We start from the raw sequence: 18,561 nt of genomic DNA, 5'->3' as shown, positions 1-18,561 counted from the left end.
TGTCGAGCGTAGGGCGAACCGATGAACCTTGAACACGGAAAGCGATGACTCGTGCACTCCGCGAGACATCTCTCGGGCTCTATCGAGAAGGACGGGCGAAGCCGTGCTCACAGGAACGATCACCTCTGGAGACGGGCCACGGCGGAACTCCGCGCCTCCCGCGTCGGACCTCGTCACGCTCGTCGGCGAGGGGAGTGGGCTGCCCTCGGCCGCCGCGCAGTTCACCTCATCGTCCCGAGGTGCGCAGCTCGCACGGCACTTCGCCGTCCGATGCATGGAGACCTGGGGCCACCCGCCCGCGTCGGACGCGTCGTGCGCGATCGCCCTCGTCGTCGGGGAGCTCGCGGCGAACGCGGTGCGGCACGGCCGGGTGCCGGGACGGGACTTCGGCCTGCGGATCGGTCTCGACGAGCCGGCGGGCCTGGTCCGGGTCGAGGTCGCGGACGCCGCCACCGCGAAGCGGCCGCCCGCGACCGCACCCTCGTCGTGTCCGGAAGGTGAGTCCGGCCGGGGGCTGCTCCTGGTGGAAGCCCTGGCCGTGCGCTGGGGGTCGGCGCCTCGCCTGCCCGTCGGCAAGACGGTGTGGGCGGAGGTGTCCACGGACCCGCCCCAGGCGGGTGACGGGCTACCGCTCGGACACGTCTCCTAGCCCTGTGCCGGCTTGCTGCTCAGCTTGCGGCGCTCCCAGCGGTTGGGGTGGCGGATGACCACGCCCGCGATGCCGCCGGACCCGGTGAGCCGGATCAGCGGGGTGCCCGGAAGCCGGTCGGACGTGGTCTTGTCCTTCAGGCCGCCGATGCCGGGGTCGATGGCGCTGGTGTCCGCGGCCCAGCCGTCGGGGATGACGATCGTGACACCGGCCGCCTCCCCGTACGCCTCCACCCTGACCTCCGCGAGGCGGCACTCGACCCCGGTGAAGTCGAGCTTCACCCCCGCCAGGCCACCCTGAGCGACAACGTGCCCGGGGACCTCCCAGCGTCCGGGGCCCCGGGATGCTCCGTGGAGGCCGCCCCTGAGCACCAGGGGCGGCAGGTCGGCGGCGGGCTGCTGCTGCGGCAGGTCGGCGGTCAGGACGGCCAGCTCGGCGTAGGTCTTGGAGGTCAGTGCCTGCTCCAGGCGCGTGTCCAGCTCGTCGAGGTCGATGCGCCCCTCGGCTGCCGCGTCGCGCAGCTGCTCCACCACCGCTTCGCGGTCGTCGTGGGAGGCGCGGAGTTCGCCCGAGGGCGCGGGGCGCGAGAAGGGCTCCGGAGGCTGGGCTGTCATGGTCACAAGAATAGACAGCCGACGGCCCGAACGGACCGGGGCCGCGGACGGGATCCGGGGCGGGGCTCGCGTCTCCCGGTTCGCGCCGGACGGATTCGCACCCTAGGGGCGCGCGTCCAGGCGGTGCTGAAGGCTTCCGTCCGGTCCGAACACGTCGATCAGATACCCCTCGCTCAGATCCACGCCTTCCTCGCGCCCCAGGTAGTCGGTGAGCGAGACCTTCAGGCGGTCGAAGGGCTCGGCATCGTCGTCCGCGTCGCGCGTCCACACGGTCAGCACCGGCACGCCACCGGGGCCGTCGGCGCGCTGGATGCCGTACACGTCCTCGCTCCCGCCCGCCTTCCGGTAGCGGTCGGCGAGCCGCGCGGCGGAGTCGGGGGCGACCGTGGTGGTGGCGTTCGGCCGCGGGGACCCGGCGGAGCGGTCACCGGCCGTGCCGGAACCCGGAGTGCAGCCCCCCAGCAGGGAAACGGATGCGGTGAACAGGACGGTGGCGAGACCGGCACGTCTTCTCATGACGCGATACTCCCCGGCCGGCGCGGTGCGGCGGCACCCCGGCCGCAGGATCCGGCCGGCCCGGGGGCACCCACGGGGAGAGCCCGGCCCGGATCCGCCGACCGTGGGAGGTCGACAGGTCCGGTCCGGGCTCTCCCCGTGGACTGCCTGCTCGTACGTCGCGGTACCACCGCAAGCGGAGTGGACTACGCGTCGTCCTCGGGCTTGTCCGCCTCGTTGACGTCCTGCTCCAGGCCGAGCTGCTCGACGAGCCACTTGTCGAACTCGATCGCGGCCCGCACCCAGCTGACCGTCGACGAGACGAAGTGCTCCAGGCTGACGCCCATGCCGATCAGCATCTGGGCCTCACCGATGAGACGGACCGTGCCGTCGTCATGGGTGTGGGTGTACACCTTGGGCCACAGGGTGCGGCGGTTCCAGTCGTCGATGGACTCGAGCAGCTGGGGCTTCTCGTCGATCTGGTGCGGCCGGTCGTAGAACGTCCGGACGGAAAAGATCTGCTGGTCTTCCTCACCGCGGAACATGAAGTAGGTGCGGAACTGCTCCCACGGCGCCGCGAGGTCACCCTCGTCGTCGACGACGTACTTCAGCTCCATCTGGTCGAGGAGCTGCTTCACGAGGTCCTGATCCGGGACGACGGGGCCCGCCGGCCCTTGCGGCTGCGGCTCGGGCTGCTTGCCCCCGAAGTTCGGAATCGAGGACGGGTCGATGGTCACCGTGATTTTCCCTTCGTACGGATCTCGCCATCCTCCCTCATGCGGGGAGGGGGGTGGCAAGCCCCGACAGGCCTGTCAGCCGAGGGCTGACTCGATCCGGTCAAGGGCGGGGTACCCGGTGAGGGACGGGCCCAACGTCCCCAGAGGGACATCGGGCCCGAAAAGCGCAGTTCCTCATTCAGAGCGGCTTGCCGGACTCAGAGCGTCTTGCCCGTCGCGGGTCCCACCAGCAGGCCGTCCTCGAAGCGGTCCACGCGGACCGTGTCGCCGTCCTTGATCTCGCCGGAGAGGATCTCCTTGGCGAGGCGGTCGCCGATGGCGGTCTGCACGAGGCGGCGCAGCGGGCGGGCGCCGTAGGCGGGGTCCATGCCCTCCTCGGCCAGCCAGGCCAGTGCCCCGGGGGTGACGTCCAGGGTGAGCCGGCGTTCGGCGAGGCGGCGGGCGAGGGACTCCAGCTGGAGCCTGGCGATGCGTTCCAGTTCGGGCTTGGTGAGGGCGGAGAAGACCACCAGGTCGTCGAGGCGGTTGAGGAACTCGGGCTTGAACGAGGACCGGACCACCTCCAGGACCTGTTCCTTCTTCTCCGCCTCCGTGGTCAGCGGGTCGACCAGGTACTGGCTGCCGAGGTTGGAGGTGAGGACCAGGATGGTGTTGCGGAAGTCGACGGTGCGTCCCTGGCCGTCGGTGAGACGGCCGTCGTCGAGGACCTGGAGCAGGATGTCGAAGACCTCGGGGTGGGCCTTCTCGACCTCGTCGAGGAGCACGACGCTGTAGGGGCGGCGGCGGACCGCCTCGGTGAGCTGGCCGCCCTCCTCGTAGCCGACGTAGCCGGGGGGCGCGCCGACCAGGCGGGCGACGGAGTGTTTCTCGCTGTACTCCGACATGTCGATGCGGATCATCGCCCGCTCGTCGTCGAAGAGGAAGTCGGCGAGGGCCTTCGCCAGCTCGGTCTTGCCGACGCCCGTCGGGCCGAGGAAGAGGAAGGAGCCGGTGGGGCGGTCGGGGTCGGCGATGCCCGCGCGGGAGCGGCGTACGGCGTCGGAGACGGCGCGTACGGCCTCGGCCTGGCCGATGAGACGCTTGCCGAGTTCGTCCTCCATGCGGAGCAGCTTCTGTGTCTCGCCCTCCAGCAGGCGGCCGGCCGGGATGCCGGTCCAGGAGGCGACGACGTCGGCGATGTCGTCGGCGCCGACCTCTTCCTTGACCATGGTGTCCACGGCGGCCGCTTCCTCCTCGGCCTCGGAGGCGGCCTCCAGGTCGCGTTCCACGCCCGGGATCTCGCCGTAGAGGAGTTTGGAGGCGGTGTCGAAGTCGCCGTCGCGCTGGGCGCGTTCGGCCTGGCCGCGCAGTTCGTCGAGCTTCTCCTTCAGCTCGCCGACCCGGTTGAGGGACTGCTTCTCCTTCTCCCAGCGGGCGTTGAGGCCACGCAGTTCCTCCTCCTTGTCGGCGAGGTCGCGGCGCAGGCGCTCCAGGCGTTCCAGCGAGGCCGCGTCGGTCTCCTTGCCGATGGCCAGTTCCTCCATCCGCAACCGGTCGACGGCGCGCTGGAGTTCGTCGATCTCCACGGGTGAGGAGTCGATCTCCATACGGAGGCGGGAGGCGGCCTCGTCGACGAGGTCGATGGCCTTGTCGGGCAGGAAGCGGGAGGTGATGTAGCGGTCGGAGAGGGTGGCGGCGGCGACGAGCGCGCTGTCGGCGATCTGGACCTTGTGGTGGGCCTCGTAGCGGCCCTTGAGTCCGCGCAGGATGGCGATGGAGTCCTCGACGGACGGTTCGGCGACCAGGACCTGCTGGAAGCGGCGCTCCAGCGCCGGGTCCTTCTCGATCCGCTCGCGGTACTCGTCGAGGGTGGTGGCGCCGACCATGCGGAGTTCACCGCGGGCGAGCATGGGCTTGAGCATGTTGCCGGCGTCCATGGCGGAGTCGCCGCCGGCGCCCGCGCCGACGACGGTGTGCAGTTCGTCGATGAAGGTGACGATCTGGCCGTCGGAGTCCTTGATCTCGGCCAGGACGGTCTTCAGGCGTTCCTCGAACTCGCCGCGGTACTTGGCGCCGGCGACCATGGCGCCGAGGTCGAGGGCGACGAGCCGCTTGTTCTTCAGCGACTCGGGGACGTCGCCCTTGACGATGCGCTGGGCGAGTCCCTCGACGACGGCGGTCTTGCCGACGCCGGGCTCGCCGATGAGGACCGGGTTGTTCTTGGTGCGGCGGGACAGCACCTGCACCACGCGCCGGATCTCCTGGTCCCGTCCGATGACGGGGTCCAGCCTGCCCTCGCGGGCGGAGGCGGTGAGGTCGGTGCCGAACTTCTCCAGGGCCTTGTACTGGCCCTCGGGGTCGGCGGTGGTCACCCGGCGGGCTCCCCTCGTCTTCTGGAAGGCGGCCTGCAGCTTCTTCGCGGTGGCGCCCTGCCCGGACAGTATCTCGCCGGAGGCTCCGCCCTTCGCGGCGATGCCGATCAGGAGGTGTTCGGTGGACAGGTACTCGTCGCCGAGTTCGCGGGCGCGGGACTGGGCGTCGGCGATGACGGCGAGCAGTTCCCGGTTGGGCTGGGGCGGCGCCACGGTGGACCCGGTGACGCTCGGCAGGCCGGCGAGGACCCGCTCGGCGCCGGCGCGTACGGCGGCCTGGTCGGCGTCGGCCGCGGCGAGCAGGTCCGTGATGTTCTCGTTCTCCTGCCCGGTGAGCAGGGCAAGCAGCAGATGGGCGGGGGTGAGGTCGGGATGCCCCTCGGTCACGGCCCGGTTCCCGGCAGCGTTGATGGCGTCCCGGCTCCGGTTGGTCAGCTCGGCGTCCACGTGTCCGTTCTCCTCCTTGGCGACCTTCGGCGACCGCAGACGTGGCCCGTCGCGGGCCACGCTGCTGACTCCGTCAGCGTACACAAACTTGAGTCTATTGCACTCAAGGTGGTGGATGGGAGTGTGGCGGGGCTAGGTTCCGGGCCATGGCTCTCACATACTCGGTGGATCCCGGCGATCCGGACGACTCGTACCTCAGCTTCTGGCGCGAGCGGCACCTGTGCACGCTGACCACCCTCCGTCCGGACGGCACCCCGCACCTGGTACCCGTCGGAGTGACCTACGACCCCGGGACGCTCCTGGCCCGGATCATCACGAACAGAACGAGCGCGAAGGCGCGCCATGTGCGGGCGGCGGGCGAGGCGGGGGCACCCGTCGCGGTCTGCCAGGTGGACGGCCGGCGGTGGGCGACGCTGGAGGGGCGCGCGGTGGTCCGCGAGGAGCCGGAGCATGTCGAGGAGGCGGTGCGGCGGTACGCGGAGCGCTACGGGCGGATGCCGGGGCCGAACCCCTCCCGGGTGGCCATCGAGATCACCCTCACCCGTGCGATGGGGCGGGGGTGAGGTAGCGGCGCCGTCCGCACGGCCGAGCGACGGATCCTGGCCATCGGGAGATCGCCCGATACCCGGAAATGTCCCCAGAACTGCAGCGGCGTCACCGTGTTCAGGTCACGGTGACGCCGCTGCGGGGGGAAGCGCCTGCGCGATCTTTTTACGACGGGGGAATCGCGTCAGGCGCTGCGGGGGGTGGCCGAGATGGTCCTGGCGGCGGGGGAGTCGGACTCCACCTGCCGGTGGTCCCGCTGGTCAAGGTTCACAAAGATCATTCCGTACCGGACGGCACACCGTACGGGCTTCGGCGCGCCCCTCGGCCGCCGAAGACACCGGTACGCCCGCACGTCTCCGTCCTCGTCCCGCGTGACGACGACCGGCTCACCGAAGACGGTCACCATCAACGAGTCACCACTGTGCGGAACGGCGGTGACCAGATCGATGAAGTGCCATCCGGATCGGTAGGCGGTCGCCATCTCACGGCGAAAGGAGCGGTCGTCGGGTGGTGTGGTCATCGCCATCAGTCCCAGGTGCTGTCGGCCGGGAAGGCCAGTGGTGCGTCGTCGACGACCACAAGGGTCTGATTACTGCCCACGTGGTGCGCGTCGCTCTCCGCGCCGGAGAGGCCGGCCAGGGTGCCGAAGGCCACAACGGCGGAGAAGGCGGCGACAAGCACCGAGCGAAGCATTCTGTTACGCATAGTCGGCTTCGTCCTCACTTGAAGGTCCCCTCTATCCCCCGTCGGATAAGACGATGGCTCATTCGGGCACGTCATGGCCACACAATCGGTGCATCATGTTCCTGCACGTTCAGGACCCTGGGGGGTGGAGTTTTGGCAACAAACGGGACTAATGCGACACATCCCCATACGGTGACAGCTCTGTGCCCGGAGGGGAGCCGCCTCTACGCGGACGCCCTCCGCGCCGGACGCATACCGCGCACGGAGGCCGAGACCGCCCCCTGCCTGATGGAACTCGCCCTCCTCCATCCCGACCCGGACGACGCGAGCCGGCTGCGGCCGGTACCGCCGTCGGTGGCCCTCGCCCAGCGGCTCAACCCCATCGAACGCGAGATAACCGAGCAGCGGCGGCTGTCCATCACACTCGCCGAGGCTTTCGAGCCGTTCATGGACATCAGCACGCAGGAGACGAGCCCGACCCACTCCATCACCGTGCTCGAAGGCCTCGACCGCATCAACTCCGCACTCGACCTGGCGACCGCCCAGTGCCACTCCGAGATGCTCACCGTGCAGCCGAGCGCCCACCGCCGCCCCGAGAACCGGCTCCTGGAAGCACTGGAACGGGACAGGCCGCTGATCGACCGCGGGGTGCGCATACGGACTCTCTACCAGCACACCGCCCGGTTCAGTCCCGACCGGCTGGCCTACGGCGACCACTTCACCGACGGCAAGGTGGAGTACCGCACCATCGACGAACTCGTCGAACGGCTCATCATCTGCGACGACACCGTCGCCTTCATCCCCATCCGGGAGGACCGGCAGGTGGCCCTGGAACTCCGCCACCCCGGCCTGGTCCGCTACCTGGTCAAGGTCTTCGAGTTCATGTGGAACAGGGCCGTCCCGCTGACCGCCGGCGCCCCCTACGAGACCGCGCCCGACGGCATCACCGAGATCCAGCACTCCATCGCGAAACTGCTCGTCGAGGGCCACGTCGACGAGGCGATCGCACGCCGCCTCGGGATGAACGTCCGTACCTGCCGCGCGCACATAGCCAAGCTCGCCTCCGCCCTCGGCAGCGGCAGCCGCGCGCAACTGGGCTTCCTGATCGCACAGTCGGGAATCCTGCAGCAGGACCGGTGATCCGGGGAGCGCACCGGGGGCAGGACACCGGACGCCCGTGACGACGGGCCGGAGGCCCTGCCCGACCGCGGTGGCCGGATCCGCGCCGCCCGCGAGCACATCGCCGGGCTCGCCGCGGCCCCGGGCAGCGGCAGCCGCACCCGGCGCGGGTTCCTCATCGCGCGCTCGGGGATCCTCGACCGGGCGGAGTGACCGACCCCGCCCGGGATCCGTCCAGGCCCGCCTGGGCGATCCGCACCCCCAGCTGGGTACGGCTCGCCGCGCCCAGCGTCTCCGACAGACGGGCGATGTGCGCCCGGCAGGTACGGACGCTGATGCCCAGCCGTTCCGCGATCACCGCGTCCTGATGGCCCTCCGCCAGCAGCGCGGCGATGGACTGCTCGCGGTGCGAGATGCCCTCGATGCCGGTGTCGGGCAGCGGGACGGTCAGCGGGATGGCGAGCCGCCACAGCCGCTCGAAGACCGTGCCCAGATACTCCACCAGCGCCGGGTGGCGCAGCTCCAGCGCCATGGTCCGCTCGGAGTTGGCGGGGATGAAGGCGACCGTGCGGTCGAACAGGATCAGCCGCTCGATCACCTCGTCCAGCGTGCGCGCCTGCACCGCGTCGCCCATCAGCTCCAGATAGGACAGCAGCCCGTGCCCGTGCCGGGCGACATGCGTGTACAGGTCCCGCATCCGCACGCCCCGGCCGCGCAGCGCCGTCGCCCGGTGCAGGCCCTCCGACAGCTCCGCCTCGCGCCGGATACCGCCGGGCTGGACGGTCAGCACCTCGGTGGTGCAGGCCTGGGTCGCCTCGTCCATCGCGGCCTGAATACGCCCCAGTCCGTCCAGCACCCGGATCGCCGGGCCCTCCGCCGCGGACCGTGACGCGGTCAGCCGGCCCCCCAGGGCGGCGTACCACTCGAAGGCCGACACGGCCGAGCCCACCCGGCGCTGGCTCTCGCTCACCTCGTCGTACATCCCGCGCAGCAGCCGCGTCATGACCTCCTGCGGGGCGGTCGGCACCAGCCAGTCCATGTCGTCGGGATCCGGGTGCAGCAGAGCCAGTTCCAGCAGACAGGGCACCGGTTCCGCGTCCCGGCGCGGCAGCCGTCCGCGCCGTACGGCCCGGGAATACACGCGATCCCCGGCCTCGCACAGTCGGTCAGCACCGTGTGGATGCCCGTCCGTCCCGTGCCCGGCCATCGCCCATCCCACCCCCGGTTCAGCCACTTTCCGCAGCGCAACTATGCGCGGCCGGAACCGGCTGTGCAACACACCCCGGGACCGGCGCCGGCGGGTGGCCGGATACCGACGGGCCGCCGCCTGCCGACGCGGGGCGGCTCCGGCCCGCGGACGGAGGCTACTTCAGCTTGATCGCCGCGCAGGCTTCCTTGAACTCCGCGGTGCAGATGTCGGACACCTGGAAGAACTCGTCGGCGAGGACGGTGTCCTCGATGTTGTCCTTCGTCAGGGCGACCACGGGCACAAGCTGCGCCGGGATGTCCTGGTGGGTGGGGCTGTCCACCCGGTCGCGGGTCAGCGCGTCGAACTGGATGTCCCGGCCCTGGACCCGGGCCACCGCCATCTCCGCGGCGTTCTCCGCCTCCTCCGGGTAGGACTTGTACACGCTCATGTACTGCTCGCCGGTGACGATCCGCTGCACGGCCGCGAGTTCGGCGTCCTGGCCGGTGATCGGGGGCAGATCGGTCACGCCGGCCGCCCGCAGCGCCTTGACGATGCCGCCCGCCATGCCGTCGTTCGCGGAGTAGACCGCGGCGATGTCGTCCGCGCCGATCGCGTTGATCGCCTCGGTCATGTTGGCCTCGGCGTTCTCCGGCTTCCAGTCCTTGGTGTCGAAGGACTTGGCGATCGTCACCTTGCCCTTGAGCTCGGAGAGCGCGGCCGCCTTGAACTGCTTGGCGTTGGGGTCGGTCGACGAGCCGTTCATCATCACGATCTTGTCGGTGATGCTGACGTCCCCGCCGAACGACTCCAGCAGGGTACGGGCCTGCACCTCGCCGACCAGCCCGTTGTCGAAGGAGATGTACGCGTCGATCGGACCCTCGGCCAGCCGGTCGTAGGCGATGACCGGGATGGCCGCGTCCTTGGCCTTCTGCACGCTCGGCGCGATGGCCTTCGAGTCGACCGCGTCCAGCACGATCACGTCGACCTCGTCGTCGATCATCCGCTGCATCTGGCTGGCCTGCCTGTCGGCGTCCGCCTCGGCGTTGGCGTACTCGACCTCACCCTTGTTGTTGGTGAGGGACTCCACCTTGTCCTTGAAGAAGGGGTAGTCGAACTGCTCGTACCGGGTGTTCGCCTTCTCCGGCAGGAGCAGGCCGACGGTGATGTCGTCCCCCTTGGCAGGGCTGGCGTCGTCACTGGTGTCGGTCGCGTTGAGCACTCCGCAGCCGGCGAGCATGACGGACATCGAGGTGACGGCCACGGATATGGCGATACGACGCATGCGAGGGCTCACTTCAGGTGCGTTTTGGACGTGGGCTCAGCTTTGCGGCCCATGTGTCTGAAAAGACAACGCTTCAGCCCCCATCGGAGTCAAGGTCAGCCACTTAACGAGATGGACACAGCACGGTGCGCTGAACTCGTGGAAGACCTGCGAAAACCCGGCGAGGATCATCTGGACACGCAGCCATACCATAATCACAGACGTGTTCGAGCATAAGAGAAGGGGCCCGGGGGTTGGCGACCCCCCGGGCCTCTTACCCCACTTGACCTGTGCTTCAGTCGGACTGCTGCCGCTTCGGCCGCCACACCACCAGCGCGCTGGTCTGCTGCACCTCCTGGTACGGCACCAGATCGCGGCGGTACGAGGCGTGCACCGCGGCCTCGCGCTGACGCATCGCCGTCGCCGCTCCGTCGAGCGCGTCCTCCAGCTCCACCACCCGGGCCTGGAGAGCGGCTACCTGGTTCTCCAGCTCGATGATGCGCTTGATTCCGGCCAGGTTGATGCCCTCGGTCTGGGACAGCTGCTGCACCTGACGGAGCAACTCGATGTCACGGGCCGAGTAGCGCCGTCCCCGGCCGGCCGTACGGTCCGGCGACACGAGCCCCAGCCGGTCGTACTGACGCAGGGTCTGCGGGTGCAGGCCGGAGAGCTGGGCCGCCACCGAAATGACATAGACCGGGGTGTCCTGGGTCAGTTCGTACGGGTTGCGTCGACGGCCGTCCATCTGCAATCAAGCTCCCTTCGCGGCCTGGAACAGCTCCGCCCGCGGATCCTCGTCCGCGGTCGCCTCGCGATACGCCTCCAGCGCTTCACGAGCCTTCCCCGACAGATCCGCCGGAACACTCACCTCGACGGTGACCAGCAGATCCCCGCGGGTGCCGTCCTTGCGGACCGCGCCCTTGCCCCGCGCCCGCATGGTGCGCCCGTTGGGCGTACCCGGCGGGAGCTTCAGGGTGACCGGCGCACCGCCCAGCGTCGGGACCCGCACCTCGCCGCCGAGCGCCGCCTCGGCGTACGTCACCGGGACGGTGACGGTGAGGTTGTCGTCCTTGCGTCCGAACACCGGATGCGCGCCGACATGCACGACGACATACAGGTCGCCGGCCGGTCCGCCGCGTTCCCCCGGAGCGCCCTTGCCGCGCAGCCGGATCCGCTGCCCGTCACTGACGCCCGCGGGGATACGCACCTGCATCGTCCGCGAGGACTTGGCACGGCCGCTGCCCTTGCAGATCTCGCAGGGCTCCTCCGCGATCAGGCCGCGGCCCTTGCAGTCGGGGCACGGGTCGGTGAGCGAGAAGCCGCCGCCGGAGCCCCGCGCGACCTGTCCGGTGCCGACGCAGGTCGGGCACACGCGCGGCGTGCCGTTCTTGTCGCCGGTGCCCGAACACGCCTTGCAGGCCGCCTGTGACGACATCCGCAGCGGGACCGTCGCACCCTCGATCGCCTCGGTGAAGCTGAGCGTCACCTCGGACTCGATGTCCTGGCCGCGTCGCGGCTGGGTCCGCGTGGTCCCTGTGCCGCCGCGGTTGAACAGGCCCCCGAAGACGTCACCCAGGCCGCCGCCGAAGCCGCCGGCCGGCTGGCCGCTGCCGCCGGGCTGTCCCCCGAAGAGGTCACCGAGGTCGAAGTTGAAGGAACCGCCGCCGCCCGCGCCCGGCCCCGGCCGGAAGCCGCCGTTGCCGAAGAGCGCGCGCGCCTCGTCGTACTCCTTGCGCTTCTTGGGGTCGCCGAGGATGTCGTTCGCCTCGGAGATCTCCTTGAACCGCTCCTCCGCCTTGGTGTTGCCCTTGTTGGCGTCCGGGTGGAACTCGCGCGCGAGCTTCCGGTACGCCTTCTTGATCTCGGCCTCGGTGGCGTCCTTGGGGACGCCGAGGACCTTGTAGAAGTCCTTCTCGATGAAGTCCTTGGTGCTCATCCCCGACGTCCCTCCTTCCCTGCGTCAGCTGCCGCGTCAGCCCTCGTCCGGGCCACCGCTCTCCTTGGTCTCCGAGCCGTCCTGCGCCTCGGTGTTCTCCTCGGCCGGCTTGGCCGCCTGCGCGCCGGGCTGCGGCTCGGCGACGGCCACCCGCGCGGGGCGGATGGTGCGCTCGCCGATGCGATACCCCGGCTGAAGAACCGCCACGCACGTCGTCTCGGTGACATCCGGCGCGTAGCTGTGCATCAGCGCCTCGTGGATGGTCGGGTCGAAGGGCTCGCCCTCCTTGCCGAACTGCTGGAGGCCCAGCTTGGCCACCGTGCTCTCCAGCGACTCCGCGACGGACTTGAAGCCGCCGACCAGCTCGCCGTGCTCGCGGGCGCGGCCCACGTCGTCGAGTACGGGCAGCAGCTCGGTCAGGAGGTTCGCCACGGCGACCTCCTTGACCGCGACGCGGTCCCGCTCGACCCGGCGCCGGTAGTTCTGGAACTCGGCCTGGAGGCGCTGGAGGTCGGCCGTGCGCTCACCGAGCGCCGTACGCGCCTGGTCCAACTGTGCCACCAGAGCAGCGCTCTGGCCCGTGTCGTCCCCGGCCGGGGCCGCCGCCTCCTCCTCGGCAGAGGGGGTGGCGGCCTTCGGCTCGGCTTCGTCGGAGGGGACGTCGGGCTGCTGCGACTGCTCGTCGAAGCCCGGGGTCTCCTCGGTCACGCCGCACCGTCCTTGCGGTCCTCGTCGACGATCTCCGCGTCGACGACGTCGTCGTCCACCTTGCTGTCACCGGCGCCCGGACCGGCTCCGTCGGAGGCACCGCCGGCCGCCTGGGCGCCCTGGGCGTCGGCGTACATCGCCTGGCCCAGCTTCTGGGAGACGGCGGCGACCTTCTCCGTGGCGGTGCGGATCTCGGCGCTGTCGTCGCCCTTGAGCTTCTCCTTCAGCTCCGCGACGGCACCCTCGACCTCGGTCTTGATCTCACCGGGGACCTTGTCCGCGTTGTCGCTGAGGAACTTCTCCGTCTGGTAGACGAGCTGCTCGCCCTGGTTGCGGGACTCGGCGGCCTCGCGGCGGGCGTGGTCCTCCTCCGCGTACTTCTCGGCCTCCTGGCGCATCCGGTCGACCTCGTCCTTCGGCAGCGAGGAGCCGCCGGTGACGGTCATCTTCTGCTCCTTGCCGGTGCCGAGGTCCTTCGCCGTGACATGCATGATGCCGTTGGCGTCGATGTCGAAGGAGACCTCGATCTGCGGGACGCCGCGCGGCGCCGGGGGCAGCCCGGTCAGCTCGAACATACCGAGCTTCTTGTTGTACGCGGCGATCTCGCGCTCGCCCTGGTAGACCTGGATCTGCACCGACGGCTGGTTGTCCTCGGCCGTGGTGAAGATCTCGGAGCGCTTCGTCGGGATCGTGGTGTTGCGCTCGATCAGCTTGGTCATGATGCCGCCCTTGGTCTCGATACCGAGGGACAGCGGGGTGACATCGAGCAGCAGGACGTCCTTGACCTCACCCTTGAGCACACCGGCCTGGAGCGCGGCGCCGATCGAGACGACCTCGTCCGGGTTCACACCCTTGTTGGCCTCCTTGCCGCCGGTCAGCTCCCTGACGAGCTCGGCGACGGCGGGCATACGGGTGGAGCCGCCGACCAGGACGACGTGGTCGATCTCGCTGATGGAGATGCCGGCGTCCTTGATGACGTTGTGGAACGGCGTCTTGCAGCGCTCGAGCAGGTCTGCGGTGAGCTGCTGGAACTGGGCGCGGGTCAGCTTCTCGTCGAGGTGCAGGGGGCCCTCGGCGGAGGCGGTGATGTAGGGCAGGTTGATCGTGGTCTCGGTGGACGAGGACAGCTCGATCTTCGCCTTCTCGGCGGCCTCGCGCAGGCGCTGGAGCGCCATCTTGTCCTTGCCCAGGTCCACGCCGTGCCCGGACTGGAACTGCTTGACCAGGTAGTCGACGACGCGCTGGTCCCAGTCGTCGCCACCGAGGCTGTTGTCACCGTTGGTGGCCTTCACCTCGACGACGCCGTCGCCGATCTCCAGCAGCGACACGTCGAACGTACCGCCACCGAGGTCGAAGACCAGGATGACCTGCTCGTCCTTGTCCAGGCCGTACGCCAGGGCGGCGGCCGTGGGCTCGTTGACGATGCGCAGCACGTTCAGACCGGCGATCTCGCCGGCCTCCTTGGTCGCCTGGCGCTCGGCGTCGTTGAAGTACGCCGGGACGGTGATGACCGCGTCCGTGACCTTCTCGCCCAGGTAGGACTCCGCGTCGCGCTTCAGCTTCTGCAGCACGAAGGCGCTCATCTGCTGCGGGTTGAAGGTCTTCCCGTCGAGCTCGATCTTCCAGTCCGTGCCCATGTGACGCTTGACCGACCGGATGGTCCTGTCGACGTTGGTCACCGCCTGGCGCTTGGCCACCTCGCCGACCAGCACCTCGCCGTTCTTGGCGAAGGCGACGACGGACGGCGTGGTCCTGGCGCCCTCGGCGTTGGTGATGACGGTGGGCTCGCCGCCCTCCAGAACGCTGACGACGGAGTTAGTCGTGCCCAGGTCGATGCCGACCGCACGTGCCATTTCGATTCCTCCAGCTGACTTGAGTGGAACAGGCTCAAGCATGCATGACGTCCGCCGTCGGGTCAACAGAGCTGAGTCGGGCGGACTCAACTCTTATCCGTTCCTTACACGCAACTGCTCCCTGACCTGCGTCGACACACTGGAAGATCGCTGACGGGCCCGGAACGCGGGGGTGACGGGAAGGCGTACGAGCGCCAGGACGACCACGGCGGCGGCCGCCGCCACCCACCACAGCGCGCCCCCGGACATCCGCCCGGTGTGCACGGCCACCCCCACCAGTACCCCGCCCAGCGCGGCCACACCGGGCAGGACGGCCACCGCGCGGGGAGCGAGGCCCAGCCGGCGCAGCCGGTGCCCGAGGTGGTCCGGCCGGCCGCGCGTCAGGGGCCACCGGGCCAGCCGCCGCGCGAGCACCACCAGGACGGCGTCCGCGCACACCACGGCGGTGAGCGCGAACAGCACCCCGGCTCCGGCCCCGGCGTCCTGCCCGGCCCGCACGAAGACCGCCGCCGAGGCCAGCACGAACCCGGTGAACAGCGACCCGCCCGCCCCGAGCGCCGCCCGCGCGGGATGCCAGTTGTGCAGCAGGAACCCGGCGAGCGCGGCGGCCAGCACGCTCAGCAGCACCGCGATCCCGTCCATCAGCTCGGCCGCCGCGCAGGCCGCCACACCGAACGCGGTCACCGTCCCCACGGCGCCGGCCAGCCCGTCGGCGTGGTTCAGCCCCCGGAAGGCGGCGGTGACCGCCACGATCCACCCCGCCGCGAGCATCCCGGTCACCGCCCCGGTCTCCCCGTACGGCACGACCCACGCCGCCGCCACCGCCGTACCGGCGAGCGGCACCCACCACCGCAGCCGCCAGACGTCGACGGCCAGCCCCAGCACGCCCACGCACGCGGCGGCGGCCAGCAGCCGGGCGACCCCGCCGCCGAGCGGCGCGACTCCGGCCCGCTCCCCGGCGACCGCGACCAGTCCGGTGACCAGCGCCACGGCCACTCCCCCGGACAGCGGCACCGGGCGACGCCGCCTGCGGTCCAGGATTCCCAGGCGCAGGGCGGGGACCCGCAGCAGCGCCGTGAGAAGGGCGGACAGCAGCAGGGCGGTGGCGGCGGCGGCGATCCCAGAGAGCACGGATATAAGTTAGGGGCGTATCGACCGATTTAGCGTGAATAACACGATCGGATCCCGGACGCCATCCGGGACGGCTCCGGAGCCCGTCTCCGTAGGCAACCCTCAGCGATTCAGATCACCCCGTGCCCGGCTACAGTGCGGCCGGGGATCGGGGTAGTCTCAGACGGACTGCATAAGTTACCGCTTAGTAATCCCGGGGAAGCCGTACGGGAACCCCGGGGAGACCCGGACATCCCTCTCGAAACCCCTCGCAGGCCCGAGGAGCCCCCATGCAACTCGCCGCGATCATCGTGTCGCTGGTTCTGACCGTGGTCGGCGTCGCGCTGCTCGCACGCGCGATCGGCCAGTTCGTCCGGTACTTCAAGCTGGGCCAGCCGGTCCCGGCAGGCACCCGGACCGACAACCCCTACCAGCGCAGTGTGACCCTGGTGAAGGAGTTCCTCGGGCACACCCGCATGAACCGGTGGGGCATCGTCGGCATCGCCCACTGGTTCGTCGCCGTCGGCTTCCTGACGCTGCCGCCGACCCTCGCCCAGGCCTTCGGCCAGCTCTTCCAGGCCGACTGGGTACTGCCGGTCATCGGCGGCTTCCTGCCGTTCGAGATGTACATCGAGTTCATCGGCGTGATGACCGTGCTCGGCATCGCCGTCCTCATCGTCATCCGGCTGCTCAGCCTGCCGACCCGTCCGGGCCGCAAGTCCCGCTTCACCGGCTCCAAGTCCGGCCAGGCGTACTTCGTCGAGGCCGTCATCCTCACCATCGGCCTGGCCATCTACGTGCTGCGCGGCCTGGAGGGCGCCCTGCACCACGTGGACGCCTACGAGCCCGCGTACTTCGCCTCGTACCCGCTGGTCCTCGCCTTCGACGGGCTGTCGGTCGGAACGCTGCAGAACCTGGTCTACCTGACCGCCATGGTCAAGATCGGGACCTCGTTCGTCTGGATGATCGTCGTCTCGCTCACCCTCAACATGGGTGTGGCCTGGCACCGCTTCCTCGCCTTCCCGAACATCTGGTTCAAGCGCGAGGCCGACGGCGGGACCGCCCTGGGCGCGCTCCCCGCGATGACGAGCGGCGGCAAGCCGATCGACTTCACCGACCCCGGCGACGACGACGTCTTCGGCGTCTCCCAGGTCGAGCAGTTCTCCTGGAAGGGCCTGCTGGACTTCTCCACCTGCACCGAGTGCGGCCGCTGCCAGTCGCAGTGCCCCGCCTGGAACACCGGCAAGCCGCTCTCCCCCAAGCTCCTGATCATGTCCCTGCGCGACCACGCGCACGCCAAGGCCCCCTACCTGCTGGCCGGCGGCGGCAAGACCATGGAGGGCGAGGAGAAGGCGTCCGAGGAGCAGCTGGCCGGCGTGCCCGCCGCCGCCCTCGCCGAGGCCGAGCGCCCGCTGATCGGCACCGCCGAGGAGAACGGCGTCATCGACCCCGACGTCCTGTGGTCCTGCACCACCTGCGGCGCCTGCGTCGAGCAGTGCCCGGTGGACATCGAGCACGTCGACCACATCGTCGACATGCGCCGCTACCAGGTGATGATCGAGTCCGCGTTCCCGTCCGAGGCGGGCACGATGCTCAAGAACCTGGAGAAGAAGGGCAACCCCTGGGGCCTGGCGAAGAAGCAGCGCCTGGAGTGGCTCAAGGAGGTCGACTTCGAGGTCCCGGTCGTCGGCAAGGACATCGAGGACCTCTCCGAGGTCGAGTACCTGTACTGGGTCGGCTGCGCCGGTGCCCTGGAGGACCGCGCCAAGAAGACCACCAAGGCCTTCGCGGAGCTGCTGCACATCGCGGGCGTCAAGTTCGCGATCATGGGCGGCGACGAGAAGTGCACCGGTGACTCCGCGCGGCGCCTCGGCAACGAGCCCCTGTTCCAGGAGCTCGGCATGGAGAACGTCTCCGCGCTGAACATGGCCTTCGGCGAGGAGATGGACGACGAGGGCAACTTCACCGAGGAGTCCAGGAAGCCCCGGTCGGCGAAGAAGATCGTCGCCACCTGCCCGCACTGCCTCAACACCCTCGGCAACGAGTACCCGCAGCTCGGCGGCGACTACGAGGTCATCCACCACACCCAGCTGCTCCAGCACCTGGTGGACGAGGGCAAGCTCATCCCGGTCACCCCGGTCGAGGGCCTCATCACGTACCACGACCCGTGCTACCTGGGCCGCCACAACAAGATCTACACGCCGCCGCGCGAGATCATCGGCAAGGTCCCGGGCCTGCGCAACGAGGAGATGCACCGCCACAAGGAGCGCGGCTTCTGCTGCGGCGCGGGCGGCGCCCGGATGTGGATGGAGGAGCGGATCGGCAAGCGCGTCAACAACGAGCGCGTCGACGAGGCCCTCGCCCTGAACCCGGACATCATCTCCACCGCCTGCCCGTTCTGCCTGGTCATGCTGACCGACTCGGTCAACGGCAAGAAGGCTGCGGCTGAAAGCGGCTCCGCCGCGGGCGGTGCCGCCAAGGAGTCCATCCAGGTCGTCGACGTCGCCCAGCTGCTGCTGGAGTCCGTCAAGACGCCGCCGGTCGACCCGGCCGGTGAGGAGGAGAGCGAGCCCGCTCCGGAGCCGGAGCCGGTGAAGTAGCCCGGCACCGCGCCGCATCGCCGAAGGGGGCCGTCCGCGAGGACGGCCCCCTTCGGCGTACTCCCGCCCGCACGACGGCACCGCCCGCCCTGGCCGCCCGCCCCGGGCCGGGGCGGGCCGCACAAGCCACGCACCGCCTCACACCGAGCGGGTCGGCTGCCGGGGGAGGCCCGGTGGACCGGGCTGCCGGGCCGGGACGAGGTACCGGGCCGCCGGGCCGGGACGAGGTACCGGGCCGCCGGGCCGGGACGAGGTACCGGGC

At 70.2% G+C, this 18,561-nt stretch carries 17 protein-coding genes; 4 read left to right on the top strand and 13 right to left on the bottom strand.

The genetic code is table 11. The features are described 5' to 3' along the window. Positions 1-103: 103 nt before the first annotated feature. On the top strand, positions 104-649 hold the full coding sequence (locus HTV45_RS15395; protein WP_215206339.1) for an ATP-binding protein: 546 nt from the start codon (positions 104-106) through the stop codon (positions 647-649). On the opposite strand, the gene HTV45_RS15390 is transcribed toward HTV45_RS15395, so the two are convergent. From HTV45_RS15390 to clpB, 4 genes are all read right to left on the bottom strand, one after another. Continuing rightward, positions 646-1,263, bottom strand: coding sequence for a DUF1707 domain-containing protein (locus tag HTV45_RS15390; RefSeq protein ID WP_215206338.1), 618 nt, complete (start codon positions 1,261-1,263; stop codon positions 646-648). The two genes, HTV45_RS15395 and HTV45_RS15390, sit on opposite strands and share 4 nt — an antisense overlap. Before the next feature lie 102 nt (positions 1,264-1,365). Then, positions 1,366-1,779 (bottom strand): hypothetical protein, encoded by a 414-nt coding sequence (locus HTV45_RS15385; protein WP_215206337.1) that lies wholly within the window; start codon positions 1,777-1,779, stop codon positions 1,366-1,368. Positions 1,780-1,964: 185 nt separating this feature from the next. Then, entirely contained in the window at positions 1,965-2,495 is a 531-nt protein-coding gene (locus tag HTV45_RS15380) for a YbjN domain-containing protein (RefSeq protein WP_215206336.1), read from the bottom strand. Between the two features lie 197 nt (positions 2,496-2,692). Further along, positions 2,693-5,293, bottom strand: coding sequence for an ATP-dependent chaperone ClpB (gene clpB / locus HTV45_RS15375; protein ID WP_215206429.1), 2,601 nt, complete (start codon positions 5,291-5,293; stop codon positions 2,693-2,695). Positions 5,294-5,439: 146 nt separating this feature from the next. Between clpB and HTV45_RS15370 the strand changes: the two genes are divergently transcribed. Further along, positions 5,440-5,856, top strand: coding sequence for a pyridoxamine 5'-phosphate oxidase family protein (locus tag HTV45_RS15370; RefSeq protein WP_215206335.1), 417 nt, complete (start codon positions 5,440-5,442; stop codon positions 5,854-5,856). A gap of 167 nt (positions 5,857-6,023) precedes the next feature. On the opposite strand, the gene HTV45_RS15365 is transcribed toward HTV45_RS15370, so the two are convergent. Beyond that, positions 6,024-6,359, bottom strand: coding sequence for a hypothetical protein (locus HTV45_RS15365; RefSeq protein ID WP_215206334.1), 336 nt, complete (start codon positions 6,357-6,359; stop codon positions 6,024-6,026). A 5-nt stretch (positions 6,360-6,364) separates the two neighbouring features. Next, a complete protein-coding gene (locus HTV45_RS15360; protein WP_215206435.1) occupies positions 6,365-6,544 on the bottom strand; it encodes a hypothetical protein in 180 nt (59 codons plus the stop codon). A 132-nt stretch (positions 6,545-6,676) separates the two neighbouring features. On the opposite strand from HTV45_RS15360, the gene HTV45_RS15355 reads away from it, so the two are divergent. After that, a complete protein-coding gene (locus tag HTV45_RS15355) occupies positions 6,677-7,663 on the top strand; it encodes a helix-turn-helix transcriptional regulator (RefSeq protein WP_215206333.1) in 987 nt (328 codons plus the stop codon). Positions 7,664-7,817: 154 nt separating this feature from the next. On the opposite strand, the gene HTV45_RS15350 is transcribed toward HTV45_RS15355, so the two are convergent. The 7 genes from HTV45_RS15350 to HTV45_RS15320 all read right to left on the bottom strand — a co-directional run bounded on the left by HTV45_RS15350 (position 7,818) and on the right by HTV45_RS15320 (position 15,720). Next, positions 7,818-8,849: a helix-turn-helix transcriptional regulator gene (locus tag HTV45_RS15350; protein WP_215206428.1), complete on the bottom strand. Its 1,032-nt coding sequence runs from the start codon at positions 8,847-8,849 to the stop codon at positions 7,818-7,820. 157 nt (positions 8,850-9,006) lie between these two features. Then, positions 9,007-10,113 carry a substrate-binding domain-containing protein gene (locus HTV45_RS15345; protein ID WP_251692143.1) on the bottom strand — a complete coding sequence of 369 codons (1,107 nt, stop codon included), beginning with the start codon at positions 10,111-10,113 and terminating at the stop codon, positions 9,007-9,009. 274 nt (positions 10,114-10,387) lie between these two features. Further along, complete coding sequence (locus tag HTV45_RS15340; RefSeq protein ID WP_215206331.1) at positions 10,388-10,837, bottom strand: heat shock protein transcriptional repressor HspR; 450 nt, start codon at positions 10,835-10,837, stop codon at positions 10,388-10,390. A gap of 6 nt (positions 10,838-10,843) precedes the next feature. After that, positions 10,844-12,028 carry a molecular chaperone DnaJ gene (gene dnaJ, locus HTV45_RS15335; protein WP_215206330.1) on the bottom strand — a complete coding sequence of 395 codons (1,185 nt, stop codon included), beginning with the start codon at positions 12,026-12,028 and terminating at the stop codon, positions 10,844-10,846. A gap of 36 nt (positions 12,029-12,064) precedes the next feature. After that, on the bottom strand, positions 12,065-12,736 hold the full coding sequence (gene grpE, locus HTV45_RS15330; RefSeq protein WP_215206329.1) for a nucleotide exchange factor GrpE: 672 nt from the start codon (positions 12,734-12,736) through the stop codon (positions 12,065-12,067). Beyond that, positions 12,733-14,589 carry a molecular chaperone DnaK gene (gene dnaK / locus HTV45_RS15325; RefSeq protein ID WP_215206328.1) on the bottom strand — a complete coding sequence of 619 codons (1,857 nt, stop codon included), beginning with the start codon at positions 14,587-14,589 and terminating at the stop codon, positions 12,733-12,735. Before dnaK ends, grpE begins: the two co-directional genes overlap by 4 nt. 93 nt (positions 14,590-14,682) lie before the next feature. Next, positions 14,683-15,720, bottom strand: coding sequence for an MraY family glycosyltransferase (locus tag HTV45_RS15320; RefSeq protein WP_215206327.1), 1,038 nt, complete (start codon positions 15,718-15,720; stop codon positions 14,683-14,685). Between the two features lie 269 nt (positions 15,721-15,989). Between HTV45_RS15320 and HTV45_RS15315 the strand changes: the two genes are divergently transcribed. Then, positions 15,990-18,299 (top strand): (Fe-S)-binding protein, encoded by a 2,310-nt coding sequence (locus HTV45_RS15315; protein ID WP_215206326.1) that lies wholly within the window; start codon positions 15,990-15,992, stop codon positions 18,297-18,299. Positions 18,300-18,561: the final 262 nt, after the last annotated feature.

Origin of the sequence: Streptomyces sp. CHD11 (genome assembly GCF_018638295.1) — a bacterium.
In the GTDB taxonomy this organism is placed as follows: Bacteria; Actinomycetota; Actinomycetes; order Streptomycetales; family Streptomycetaceae; genus Streptomyces.
Note: the sequence above shows the minus strand (reverse complement) of the source record. Positions and strands in the feature narration are given on the sequence as shown.

What these genes read in the sequence shown, in the direction of transcription:
- HTV45_RS15390 (WP_215206338.1), bottom strand. Translation starts at nt 1,263, where the DNA reads ATGACAGCCCAGCCTCCGGAGCCCTTCTCGCGCCCCGCGCCCTCGGGC.
- HTV45_RS15385 (WP_215206337.1), bottom strand. Translation starts at nt 1,779, where the DNA reads ATGAGAAGACGTGCCGGTCTCGCCACCGTCCTGTTCACCGCATCCGTT.
- HTV45_RS15370 (WP_215206335.1), top strand. Translation starts at nt 5,440, where the DNA reads ATGGCTCTCACATACTCGGTGGATCCCGGCGATCCGGACGACTCGTAC.
- HTV45_RS15365 (WP_215206334.1), bottom strand. Translation starts at nt 6,359, where the DNA reads ATGACCACACCACCCGACGACCGCTCCTTTCGCCGTGAGATGGCGACC.
- HTV45_RS15360 (WP_215206435.1), bottom strand. Translation starts at nt 6,544, where the DNA reads ATGCGTAACAGAATGCTTCGCTCGGTGCTTGTCGCCGCCTTCTCCGCC.
- HTV45_RS15350 (WP_215206428.1), bottom strand. Translation starts at nt 8,849, where the DNA reads ATGGCCGGGCACGGGACGGACGGGCATCCACACGGTGCTGACCGACTG.
- HTV45_RS15345 (WP_251692143.1), bottom strand. Translation starts at nt 10,113, where the DNA reads ATGCGTCGTATCGCCATATCCGTGGCCGTCACCTCGATGTCCGTCATG.
- HTV45_RS15340 (WP_215206331.1), bottom strand. Translation starts at nt 10,837, where the DNA reads ATGGACGGCCGTCGACGCAACCCGTACGAACTGACCCAGGACACCCCG.
- dnaJ (WP_215206330.1), bottom strand. Translation starts at nt 12,028, where the DNA reads ATGAGCACCAAGGACTTCATCGAGAAGGACTTCTACAAGGTCCTCGGC.
- dnaK (WP_215206328.1), bottom strand. Translation starts at nt 14,589, where the DNA reads ATGGCACGTGCGGTCGGCATCGACCTGGGCACGACTAACTCCGTCGTC.
- HTV45_RS15315 (WP_215206326.1), top strand. Translation starts at nt 15,990, where the DNA reads ATGCAACTCGCCGCGATCATCGTGTCGCTGGTTCTGACCGTGGTCGGC.